4 protein-coding genes are annotated in these 12,898 nt (G+C 43.4%); 2 read left to right on the forward strand and 2 right to left on the reverse strand.

Features of this window, described 5'->3' with window-relative positions:
* Positions 1-75: 75 nt before the first annotated feature.
* Positions 76-4,698 (reverse strand): PAS domain S-box protein, encoded by a 4,623-nt coding sequence (locus tag ACEW80_RS32530; protein WP_373530564.1) that lies wholly within the window; start codon positions 4,696-4,698, stop codon positions 76-78.
* A gap of 477 nt (positions 4,699-5,175) precedes the next feature.
* Positions 5,176-7,005, reverse strand: coding sequence for an EAL domain-containing protein (locus ACEW80_RS32535; RefSeq protein WP_373530565.1), 1,830 nt, complete (start codon positions 7,003-7,005; stop codon positions 5,176-5,178).
* A gap of 254 nt (positions 7,006-7,259) precedes the next feature.
* Between ACEW80_RS32535 and ACEW80_RS32540 the strand changes: the two genes are divergently transcribed.
* Complete coding sequence (locus tag ACEW80_RS32540; RefSeq protein WP_373530566.1) at positions 7,260-12,443, forward strand: AAA family ATPase; 5,184 nt, start codon at positions 7,260-7,262, stop codon at positions 12,441-12,443.
* 116 nt (positions 12,444-12,559) lie between these two features.
* The gene (locus ACEW80_RS32545; RefSeq protein ID WP_373530567.1) at positions 12,560-12,739 is read left to right on the forward strand and encodes a hypothetical protein; all 180 of its coding nucleotides are present in this window, start codon (positions 12,560-12,562) and stop codon (positions 12,737-12,739) included.
* Positions 12,740-12,898: the final 159 nt, after the last annotated feature.

Consider the following 12,898-nt stretch of genomic DNA (forward strand, 5'->3'; position numbering starts at 1 on the left):
TATTCCAGATCACTAGATTGGGATAAAGCTGCTGTAAGTTAACACACATAAGCGTTGCTGTGTCCCTACTCAAAGTTAATTATGACCGATGAGATTAACGATCGCTGTAGCTAAATCGATTGGTTCAACAGGTTTAGGTAGGTGTTTTTGAAATCCGGCTGCCATTGCTTGGTTGTAGTCAATTTCGGCTGCATAAGCAGTCAAAGCGATCGCTGGAATTTGTCCACCTTGCTCTGGCGACAATTTTCTCACCTCACGCACCAGCATATAGCCATCCATGAAGGGCATTCCAATATCGCTTAAGAGAATATCTGGTTTTAACTGAGCTAATGTTTCGAGTGCTTCAGCTGCCGATTCAACTGCCGTTACAGTTGCCCCATATTGCTCTAGCGCAAAGCTAAAAAAGTCTCGGACATCAGCCTGATCGTCTACAAGCAGGATTTGCACTCCAGAAAGTAATGAGTCTTGAGTACTGAATTGTGGTTGAGAAGCTTTGGTATTCTCAACTCGTAACTCAGTACTTTTGACCAAAGGTAGCTTGACTGTAAAGGTTGCTCCCTGTCCTTCTCCAAGACTATCGGCATGAACTGTGCCACCGTGTAGTTCTACGAGACGGCGCACAATTGCCAGTCCCAATCCCAATCCGCCAAATACTCTCGTTGTCTTGGCATCTGCTTGGCGGAAGTAGTCAAATACGTAAGGCAAAAATTCCGGGTTGATGCCTTTACCTGTATCAATCACCTGGATTTGGGCATCTAATCCAACTTGCTCTAAACGGACTTCTACTCGTCCTTCTACAGGTGTGAATTTAACAGCATTGGAGAGGAGATTCCACATTACTTGTTGTAAGCGATCGCTATCGCCTAGAACTTTGCCAACATCATGACTCAGCGACGTTTGAATTTGGATTGACTTCGCTTCTGCTGCCAAGCGTACCGTTTCTAGTGCGGCGGCGATCGCTACTTTCAAATCCACTGCATAGAGTTCAAAGTTTACCTTACCCTGTAAAATCCGCGAAACATCAAGTAAATCTCCAATAAGTTGGCTTTGTAACTTGGCATTGCGCTCGATTGTTTCTAAAGCTCGGATTCTAGTGGCTTCATCGAACTTGCGGGTTCGGAGTAACTTTGCCCACCCTAAAATCGGATTTAAAGGAGTTCTGAGTTCATGGGAAAGGACAGCGAGGAATTCATCCTTAATTCGGTTAGCTGTCTCGGCTTGTGCCCTTGCAGTCTTTTCGGCTTCGTAAAGTTGAGCGCGAGCGATCGCTTGTCCACACTGTTGTCCCAGTGTCAACATAAATCCCCGGTCTTCTTCATTAAATCTTTGAACAGTGGCAAAGCTTAATCCCAGTGCCCCAATTATTTTGGCTTCTGCGATCAACGGAATGGCAGCCCAGGCTTTATTTCCAGTGAGAGCCACATTATCTGCTAAGTTAGGATACTTTGCCATCAAAGCTGCGAGATTTTCTAAAAAAATCGGCTTTTTAGTTCTGACTGTTTCTGCTATTTGGTTAGCAGCAGTGATGGGAAAAGTTGCCCAAGCATCTAGGAGCGATTGCGGATAGCCAGTTGCTTGCACAACTTTTAAAGTACTGACATCAGCAAGTAAGACAACGGAGCCAGCCGTGGCTGACAAGGCGGCAATACCTTGGTTTACCACTACGTCAGCTACCTGTTGGGGAGTTAGGGCTTCCGAGAGGGACGCAGTTATTTTTTGTAAAAGTACCATGCGATTCACAGACTGTTCAGCTGCCTGTTTTGCCTGTTGAGTTTCCTGGTAGAGTCTAGCGTTGTCAATTGCTGTCGCAGCACGACGAGCAATATCCTCTGCTAAAGCCAAATCTGTATGTTTGTAGTGCCGACCTGATTCGGCTGTAAAAAAAGATATGGCTCCAAATAATTGCCCACGGGAACGGACTGGAATCACCATTAGAGAATGAATACCCAGGCTTCGCAGCAAGTGCAGATGTGCCTCGTCTTGAGCCATGTAGACAAGATGAAAGTCAGATAATTCCGGGTAAAATACCGAAATTCCCAACTTTAGCTGCTGTACAAGGTATTTTGCTCGGCTTTTGGGTGGATAATGGCGTTGGATTTCGTCTAGAATATTTCGTTTTGTGGGATCGGCAATGGCGATCGCAATTTGTTTACTTGACCAATCTTCACAGAAAACATCTACAATACACCAATCAGCCAGAGTCGGAACTGCCAAATTAGCCACATTTTCCAAGGCAATTTCATAATCCAATGAAGCAGCGAGTAAGGTGCTGGCTTCGACTAAAAACTGTTGTGTCGTTTCAACTCGTTTGCGTTCGCTAATATCCTCAATAATACCCACTGCATACTTGGCTTGTCCCTTAGCATCCCAAACTGCTGATAGAGTCAGGTTTACCCAAACGATGGAAGCATCTTTGCGGATATAGCGCTTCTCTATGGAATAACCACTAATTTCTCGTGTTAAAACTTGCCGAGCATTTTCCCAATCAATCTCCAAGTCGTCAGGGTGGCTAATTTCTTGAAAATTCATCTGGATTAACTCTTCATAGCTGTACCCAGTAATTTCGCACAGGGCAGGATTAATTTGCAGAAATCGTCCATCTAAGGCGATTAAAGTAATGCCTACAGCCGCTTGGTTGAACATTGCCCGGAATCTTTCTTCGCTTTCGCGCAACGCAACTTCTGTTTGCTTTGCTACTGTCACATCTGCGAGAATAATCCCAATTCCTACCGTTTCGTCCATTCTGTTTTTGACTGGGTAATAGTTGCCCAGCCAATAGCCATAATATCCGGGTTGTCCCCTTGTCTCACCGCTAATTTCCATATTTAGCAGGGGTTCTCCAGTATCCAACACGCGCTGTAACTGTAGCTCAAACTCAACCATCATTTCAGGGAACACTTCCCCAAATTTGCGTCCGAGATGCTCTTCTATGGTCAAACCATTAATGTCAGCGAAAACCTGATTAATTCGGATATATTGCAGTTCCCGATCTAAAAAGCAGACAGCGACAGGAGCGCCTGCGAGCAGGGCATCTAAAAGAGACAGTGATTCGGCATAATGTACTAAAGCTTGGTGGATATCTCCATAAAGTCGGGCATTTTCCACCGCTAAGGCAGCCCGATCAGCAACATCATTTGCTAAAGTCAGGTCAGAGCGATCGTAGCGACGGTCTGATTCGGTGGTGACAAACCTGATGCAGCCGAGTACTTGCCCTCGTACTATTAAAGGTACAATCATCGCAGACTTAATCCCCAATTGCCGAACAATGTCTAAGTGTTCTTGATTCTGAGTCATCGCCACTAAGAATGAGTCAGACACCTCTGGGATTAATTCGCTTTGCCCGGTTTGCAGTACCCTACTAATGACATTCGTACCTTTGGAATCTGGCACATATTGTTGAAGTTGACGCGCCCACTCGGCTTTAGTCGGATCTGCGTGAGCGATCGGTAGGCGGCGAATGGAACCATCTTCATTTAAAATATCTAGGCTACACCAATCAGCTAGCTGGGGAACTGAGATTTTGGCGATTTGTTCTAAGGTTTCTTCATAATCTAGCGAACTAGAGAGGACACTACTAATTTGAGCGAGATAGCGGAGTCTTTCCTCAGCCTGCTTGCGTTCTGTAATATCGAGAACAAAGAAAGCTCCTCGATCTACAGTTCCTTCAAAGTGGCTAGCACCGATCAAAATCGGAAAGCGTGAGCCGTCTTTACGAATATATTCCTTCTCGTAAGTGGTGCAAAATATGCTGTCTTGAAATTGAGTCAGTGCTTGCTCATCGAGTGAATGGTACTCTATTGGAGTTAAATCTTGCCAGCGAAGTGTTTCAGCAAGTAATTCTTCACGGGTATAACCCACCATATTCAGCAAGGCATCATTAGCATCTATAATTCCGCCATCCCTATTCCAGAAGCCAACACCAATCATGTTTGACTCAACTACGCTGCGAAACTTGGCTTCGCTTTCCCGTAATGCTTGCTCAATCTGCTTGAGTTGAGTAATATCAATAGAACTAATGCCCACTCCCAACAACTGCCCATCCGGTAAACACACCGGATAATAGCTGACAAGACCATAATAGGTTTCACCCCTTACTTCCTGGTTAAGTAACGGCTCCCTAGTTTGCATCACTTGCCTAAAGATCGGCTCAATTTGCGTTGCCCATTCCGGTAGCACTTCCCCAAAGGTGCTACCAATGTGTTGACTTTGCGGCACACCGTTTGTAGCTGCTAACGCTTCATTAACGTAAACATAGCGAAGTTCAGTATCGAGAAAAGCCAGTCCCACTGGTGAACTGGCAAGCCAAGCATTGTGCAACGCTAGAAATTCGTCTTTTTGCTGAACGGCTTGCTGAAGTTGCTGGTGCAGCCGAGTATTTTTTAAACATAGGATACTGAATAGCAATCCTTGTAATGTAAACAACCCAATTCGCACAACATTGGAGAAGTCAAAACTCAGATCATAGGCTGGCAAAATAAAGAAGTAATCGCTCAGTAGCCCAGACAAGAAGATTGCTAAAAGTCCTGACTTGAAACCACCATACCAGGCACTCACCATTACAGCGCTAAAGAATAACAGGAAAGGAGTTTTACTCATGCCTAGCCAAGGGTCTATCGCTAACATTAACCCTAGTGCTAGTGCAACAATTAATACAGTAACGCCATAACGCCGGAAAGGAGAATGATGAATATGGGGCATGAAAATGTTTTGGAACAACCAATACTCATTGCAGAGGCTGTACAAACCCTAAGCTAGTTTGCAAATTTTAGTAACTTATCTCCAGATAGATTTTTGTTTAATTCTAAAAACCTCCTTTGTCAGAGGTTAATTTATTATTTATCTGATATGTGACAAGGAAGGGGAAGGGGTAAAAGAAGAAGAATAAGAAGTAAAAATAAGAAGAAACTTATCCATTATTATTCAAGGTTTTTCTTCTTCGTTTCCCCTTTCTCGTATTAATTAGAAAATAAATCCAAACTTTTACTCGCTAGAAGTCAATACGGTTCAGTTAACCTTAAGCTGCGTAGGTTGGGGAGCCACTGCGCCCTTGCGGTTTCCCGACTTGTACCCCTGCGGGGAAGCAAGCTACGCGCAGCGTCTCCGGCAAGGAGAAGCATCTGGTGTTTGAGGAACGAAACCCAACATTTGGGCAGGTTTGTTGGGTTTCGCAAAGCCTCAACCCAACCTACAATTTTCCTTAACTGAACCGTATTGCGCTAGAAGTGCTTCTACTGTCTCGTGGCTTAGAGGTTTAGAGAATAGATAACCTTGGCCTAATTTGCATCCAAGTTGCTGTAACCAGTGAAGTTGCTGTGGTGTTTCGATACCTTCTGCAATAACGGCTAATCCGAGTTGATTGCTCAAAGCAATAATAGTACTAACAACCTGATAATTACGGTTCCCTTCTTCCATCTGACTTACAAAGGAGCGATCAATCTTCAAATTATCAGCGGGTAAACGATGGAGATAATTGAGCGATGAATAACCACTACCAAAGTCATCAATGGTGATTTGAATCTTTCTGGCCTTTAATTCGGTTAATAAATCAATTGCACTACTGATATTTTCAATTAACATACTCTCGGTAATTTCTAAGGCTATGGAATCGCCTTCTAAACCTGTTTTGGCTAGGGTTTGATCGATGTCTTCAAGTAAGCTAGCTTGGCGAATATCTTGAGCAGAGAGGTTAATACTCATCTTGAGGGGCAAGTGATTGGCAAACTTGGTTTTCCAGTTTGCCAGTTGTTGACAAGCTGTGTAGAGCATCCAGCGATCAATCTGCACAATTAGCCCAGTTTCTTCAGCAATAGGAACAAATTCCTCCGGCAAAACGAACCCGCGAGTTGGGTGTTGCCAACGCACCAAGGCTTCAAATCCAATTAGCCGAACTCCTTGCAGCCAAGTTTCTGTAGGAGACGTTCCGCTAACGTGTTGGCTTTGTCCGCCGTGGGCATCGCTAAGGATGTCAACAATAGGTTGGTAATATATAACGAACTCTTCTCGTTCGATTGCTTTACGGATATCGGTTTCTAGAGTTAGTCGATCTACGGCTTGAGTGTGCATTTTTATATTAAAAACTTTATACGAACTTCTCTCTTGAGCTTTGGCTCGATACATGGCAATATCGGCATCTCGAAGTAAATCGGAGGCTTCAGAATAATCCTTTGTTCCTAAGACAATCCCGATGCTCGTACTGATAACTACTTCTGAATCATTAAGGATCAATGGTGTTTCAAAATCTGTGAGGATACGCTCAGTAATTTGAATTACTTTTTCAATACCAGAAATATCTTCCAGCATAATTACGAATTCGTCACCACCGATTCGAGCGACTAAATCAACCTCGCGCAGATGAGTTTTTAACTTCTGAGCAATGGTTTTTAGTAGTTGGTCTCCAGCTAAGTGTCCTAAGCTGTCATTGATCACTTTGAACCGATCTAGGTCTAGGAATAAGACGGCGTAACGATAGGTTTTTACTCGTTTAGCTCGGTTAATGGCTAGTTCCAGCCGCTCTACTAAAAGTGTCCGATTTGGTAAATTTGTCAATGGATCGTGCAAGGCGTTGTGAATTATCAGTTCTTGGGCTTGTTTGCGATCGCTCACATCTAATAAAACACCATGCCAGACAATATCCCCGTTTTCTCGACACTCTAAACGAGCGTTTGCTTGTACCCATTTGGGTTTACCAGAAGGTGTAATTAATCGGCACTCATAAGAAAATGGTTTTAAAGTTTGAGCGCTTTCTTTGGCAGCCACATAACATCCGGCACGGTCATCAATATGAATTTGTGCAAAGCAAAGAGAAGCATTTTCTAAAATTTTATCTGATGTTAACTCTAGAAGTTCTATACAGCCTAAACTAATGTACTCAAAGGCAACAGAATCATGAGAATGATGTACAAAGGTGTAAATCATTCCTGGTATATTAGACGCTAATGTTTGTAACAGATTTTGAGCTTGTTTGCGCTCTATCCGCACCTGAGCATCCCCAAGTTCTCGACGCACTGCCAGATGGGCTTGAAACCACCGCGACGCAATTCATGGAGAATTAACATGGCATCCGTCTCGCAATCTTCAACCATCAGGACGTTCAAGGGTTCACTCATACCTCATACCTCATAATCTCCTTCGTAAACTTTGAGTTAATCTGTCACATTTTCATCCCAAACAACACCAATTAGCTGTTAACGAATGTATAATCGGATTTTTGAGTCAACCTTGCTTTGCCCCTCAGTGTAACAATTGAAGGCGGTTGAACCATGCTGGAAATTACTGAATATAAAATTCGGTCAAAAATCCATGAAAGTACTAATTCACGAGTCTATCGAGGAATTCGTGAACGGGATCATTTGCCTGTAATCTTCAAGATTTTGAAGAAAGACTATCCTACCCCAGAGGAAATCACGCGCTATAAGCTCGAATACGAAATTACGCGCAGCTTATCATTAAAAGGGGTTATTCAGGCTTACGGATTGCAGCAATATCAAAGTACTTTTGTGATCATTCTGGAGGATTTTGGTGGGGAATCTTTAACAAAGATTATAGCTAAAAAAAGGTTTTCTTTGATAGAATTTCTGAATTTAGCAGTGCAGATCACTGAAACTTTAAGTGAAATTCATCATGCAAATATTATTCACAAGGACATCAATCCATCTAATATTATTTTAAATCTAGAAACACAAGAAATTAAAATTATTGACTTTGGAATTTCAACTACCCGATCGCGGGAGACATTAACTCTTAAAAATCCCACGGTATTAGAGGGAACACTAGCTTATATCTCTCCAGAGCAAACAGGCAGAATGAACCGCTCTCTGGACTATCGAAGTGATTTTTACTCTTTGGGTGTTACCTTTTATCAACTATTGACCCATCGGCTGCCCTTTGAATCTAGAGATGCCCTGGAGTTGATTCATTATCACCTGGCTCTGAAACCTGTTCCACCCCATGTTATCGATCCAGAGATTCCTGTGGTAGTTTCAGAAATTGTCTTGAAACTGTTAGCTAAAACAGCAGAAGAACGTTATCAAAGTGCTTGGGGAATTAAAACTGATCTAGAACAATGTCTAATCCAACTACAACATACGGGACGAATTGAGTCTTTTGCTTTAGGGCAACAGGATATTTCTGATAAGTTTCATATCTCAGAAAAACTCTATGGCAGAGAAAGGGAGGTTGAGACATTATTAGCAGCGATCGCCAGATTAGCAGATAAAGCGTCTTCTCAAGTTGAACTGATGCTGATAGCGGGATACTCTGGTATTGGCAAGTCAGTTTTGGTGCAGGAAATTTATCAGCCGATTACCCAACAACGAGGTTATTTTATTTCGGGTAAATTTGACCAGTATCAGCGCAATATCCCTTACTTTGCGATCGCTCAAGCCTTTGGATCACTGATTAAACAATTACTTACCGAAGACGAAGTGCAGTTGTGTCAGTGGCGAGATCACCTCTTAGCTGCCCTTGGCTCAAACAGTAGCGTGATTACCCAGCTAATTCCAGCATTGGAGTTGATTGTGGGCAATCAACCAGATGTACTTGTTCTGCCGCCGACGGAAGCCCAAAATCGCTTTTACCAAGTCTTCCAAAATTTCATTCGCGTCTTTACCCAGCCAGAACATCCGCTCGTGATCTTTTTGGATGATCTCCAGTGGGCAGACAATGCTTCGCTAAAGCTGATTCAATTGCTAACTACCACCACTGAGAAGCAATCTTTGTTGTTGATTGGGGCATACAGAGATAACGAGGTAAATGCAGTTCATCCCCTGAGCCAGATGGTAGAGCAAATCCGCCAGAGTGGAGGAGTGGTAAACCAACTTTTTCTATCTTCATTAAGCCTACTTGATATCAATCAGCTGATTGCAGATACACTGCGTTGCCAACCAGAGGATTCCCTGCCTTTAGCAGTTTTGGTGCAACTAAAAACCGATGGTAATCCCTTTTTCATGAATGAATTTTTGAAATCTCTCTACACTGAAGAGCTAGTGGAATTTGATCGCCAAACAAAGAAGTGGCAATGGTCGATAGAGCAAATTCAGAATCGAGAGATTACGGATAATGTTGTAGAGTTGATGGCGGGGAAAATTCAGAAGCTGAATGAGCAGATGCAGCAAATATTGCAGCTATCTGCCTGCATTGGCAACTCTTTTGATCTAGAAACGCTGGCATTTGCTGCTGAACTATCCCAGCGAGAAACCGCCCAGATTTTGGGAATAGCGATCGCTCAAGGGTTAATTATACCCCTGAGCAATGCCCACAAATCGGTTGTGTTAGATGTGCAACTTCTGAGCAATCCTACCATTGAATATAAATTTGCCCATGATCGCATTCAGCAGGCAGCCTATTCTCTGATTTCGGAAGCTGAACGCCAAGTAATTCACTACAAGGTGGGACAAAAAATACTTCAAAATACACCACCAGAACAGCATGAGCAACGCATTTTCGATATTGTCAATCATCTAAATCTGGGAAGTGAATTGATTCAGGTTCAGGTGGAACGCAATGAACTTGTCCGGCTAAATTTGATGGCAGGAGAAAAAGCCAAAGCTGCTGCTGCATATACCTCTACTCTAAGATATATGCAAACTGGTTTGGAGTTACTAGAAGCCAATAGCTGGCAAAATCAATACAATTTAACGTTGGATATTTTTGTGGAGTCAGCAGAGGCAGAATATCTCAACGCTAACTTTGCGGCTGCCAGCGCCCTAGTCGAAACGGTGTTACACCAGGGGAAAACATTACTTGATCGGATCAAGGCTTATGAGCTACAAATGCAGATATACATTGCACAACGTCAATTTGGTGACGCTGCTGACATCGGCTTACAGGCATTGGAACTGCTGGGCTACCCCGTGTCCATAAACCTGGATGAACAGGACTTTTTGATAAATCTGCCCACTCTGGAGCAGTTAGCAGCTTATCCGATCATGACCGATCCTGCCCAATTGGCAGCCCTGCGTATCCTTAAAGCCTGTTTGAGCGCTATTTTCGGAGGCAGACCGGAAATTCTGCTGCCAGTAATTTTGACACAGGTGAAACTGTGTGTCAAATACGGACACTCTGTACTAGCATCGGGAGCTTACGTCTGGTACGGTATTATCCTGTGTAATAGTATGAGCAATATTGATGCCGGATATCAGGCAGGACAACTGGCGCTGGAACTGCTTAAACAGTTTTATGCCAGGGAATACAAAGCCCTGATTTACAATATGTTCTATACCTTTATTCAGCACTGGAAGAAATCGGTGCGGGAAAGTCTACCTTATCTTGCTGAAGGAGTGCAGAGCGGTTTAGAAACTGGGGATAACGAATATGCCGGCTACTGCATCAACAACTATTGCTTCTATCAATTTTTGGTTGGAGAAAACCTGGAAATTGTCGAACGATCTTTAGTCAACTATCACGATTTGCTCTTAAAGCTAAAGCTGGAACACTCCATTTATCTATCGCAGATATGGCATCAACTTTTATTGAATCTTTTAGGGAAAGCTGCCAATCCACTCCAGCTAATTGGCGAAAGTTTTGATGAATCTGTCATGTTGCCCCAACTCCATGCCGAAAACAACTACTACGCTCTGTTGATCAGCTATTTGGCAAAGACGATTCTCTTTTATACACTAGGAGATTTTTCTCAAGCAGTTGATAGTGCAGCTACCGCAGCCCGTTATTCTATTTCTGGATCTGGGGCAGAATATTTCGTTACCTTGCACTTCTACCAATCGCTGGCACTGCTGGCAAATTATCTTGACATCACTGCGGAAGAACAATCTCACTACTTGCAGCAGATTGCTACTAATCAAGGATTAATGCAGCTTTGGTCAACCCACGCACCGATGAATTATCTGCACAAGTGGCACTTGGTAGAAGCAGAACGGCATCGAGTGTTGGGTGAGGTGGTGGAAGCAATGGATGCCTACGATCGCGCCATTATTCTAGCAAGGCAGAACGAATATCTGCAAGAAGAGGCTTTAGCCAACGAACTAGCAGCAAAGTTTCATCTGGCAAATAAGCGAATGACCATTGCCAGAGCATATATGCAAGAGGCGAGGTATGGTTATTTAAGGTGGGGGGCAACCGCTAAAGTCCAAGATATGGAAAGGCAGTATTTACAACTGCCTCTGTTGAACCAGGGAAAACTGACTGGAATTGTCCTTTTAGAAAACAATCTTACCACCAACGCATTTACCCCGGAGCGAATTGAAATCCTGCGTCTACTTTCTACTCAAGCAGCTATTTCCATTGACAATGCCCGTCTGTTGAAGCAGCAGGCAGAATTGAATGAATCTTTACAGGCTGAAATTGCCGATCGCCAGCAAGCAGAGAAAGACCGCGATCGTTTAATTGCGATCATGGAAGCATCCACTGATTATATCGGCATGGCTGACCCCCAAGGCAATATTCTCTGGCAGAATACTCAAGCTAACAAACTGACAGAGATGCCCCTAGATAAAGGTTCTGACTTTCGTATCCCCAATTATCATCCCCAGTGGGCATTAGACTTGGTTCAAAATCAAGGAATTCCGACAGCAATTCGAGATGGCACTTGGGTTGGTGAAACGGCTTTACTGGACATAAATTGTCAGGAAATCCCAGTTTCCCAACTGATCATTGCTCACAAAGCCTCAGATGGCAGCCTAGAATATCTTTCTAGCGTCACGCGGGATATAAGTGCGATTAAAGCAGCTGAGGCAGAAGTCCGTCAACTCAATGCCGAACTAGAAGAACGAGTAATCCAGAGGACTGCTCAATTGGAAGCTGCTAACAAAGCCTTGGAGGCTTTCTCTTACTCTGTTTCCCATGATTTGCGGGCACCACTACGGGCGATCGCAGGTTTCTCTAAAATAATGCAAGAAGATTACGGTGAGCAACTCGATTTAGAAGCCAATCATCACTTAAAAGTTGTGCGCGATAATGCCAAACGCATGGGTGAGTTGATCGATGATTTGTTGAACCTATCCCGCCTGGATCGTAAGGAAATATCCCAGCAGCCCGTTTTTCCAAATGAGGTAATTCAAATAGTGCTGAATGATTTGGCTCCAGATTTGAAGGGGCGTCAGATTGAGTTTGCGATCGCTGATTTACCCGAATGTCAAGCTGATCTTTCGCTGCTCAAACAAGTCTGGATAAACCTGTTGTCAAATGCGATCAAGTACACCCGCTACAAATCCTTAGCCTACATTGAAGTGGGTTATGAAGTGATGGATGGGGAAGGAGTGTATTTTATCAAAGATAATGGCGCCGGATTTGATATGCGGTATGCTGATAATCTATTTGGGGTATTTCAACGTTTTCACCGCGACCAAGATTTTGAAGGTACTGGGATCGGACTGGCGATCGTCCAACGGATTATTCAACGCCACGGCGGGCGGATCTGGGGACAAGCAGCGATAGACCAAGGCGCGACTTTTTACTTCACCATTCCCAATAAATTAACCCATCACTGACGAACCCATTGATCAGCCCAATACAGTTCGGTTAAGACTTTGATGCATACCAGAAAAAAACAATACACCCAGGAATTATTGTTTTCCACAGTGGTCGGAATCATGAGTTTGGTAGTATGCAACATCCGTCCATCAATTCTCATTTATTAAATCTCCAGTTAATTCTAGTACCAAAAGCAAATTTGTCTCATGTATTAAATTTTGCATTAATTCATGTCGTTTATCCCGGTATGCTGCATCGAATTCCGCAAACCAGGCACGAAAAGCAGCTAGATCCTCTGATGAAAGTTGACTAACATCGAATTCGAGTTTCCATAGAACTTACGCATTGACAAGAAATACCAAATATGGATATGGTTGAAAGCCACATCTTTCGTAAGGGTTTAGCATTGCTAAACCCCTACAGCGTGGTCTATTTACGTAGTTTACCGCCGTAGGCATCATAAGGATAATTA

Source organism: Nostoc sp. (assembly GCF_041747015.1).
Classification (GTDB): domain Bacteria; phylum Cyanobacteriota; class Cyanobacteriia; order Cyanobacteriales; family Nostocaceae; genus Nostoc.

Coding starts and splice junctions, on each gene's coding strand:
- ACEW80_RS32540 (WP_373530566.1), top strand. CDS start 7,260: ATGCTGGAAATTACTGAATATAAAATTCGGTCAAAAATCCATGAAAGT.
- ACEW80_RS32530 (WP_373530564.1), bottom strand. CDS start 4,698: ATGCCCCATATTCATCATTCTCCTTTCCGGCGTTATGGCGTTACTGTA.
- ACEW80_RS32545 (WP_373530567.1), top strand. CDS start 12,560: ATGCAACATCCGTCCATCAATTCTCATTTATTAAATCTCCAGTTAATT.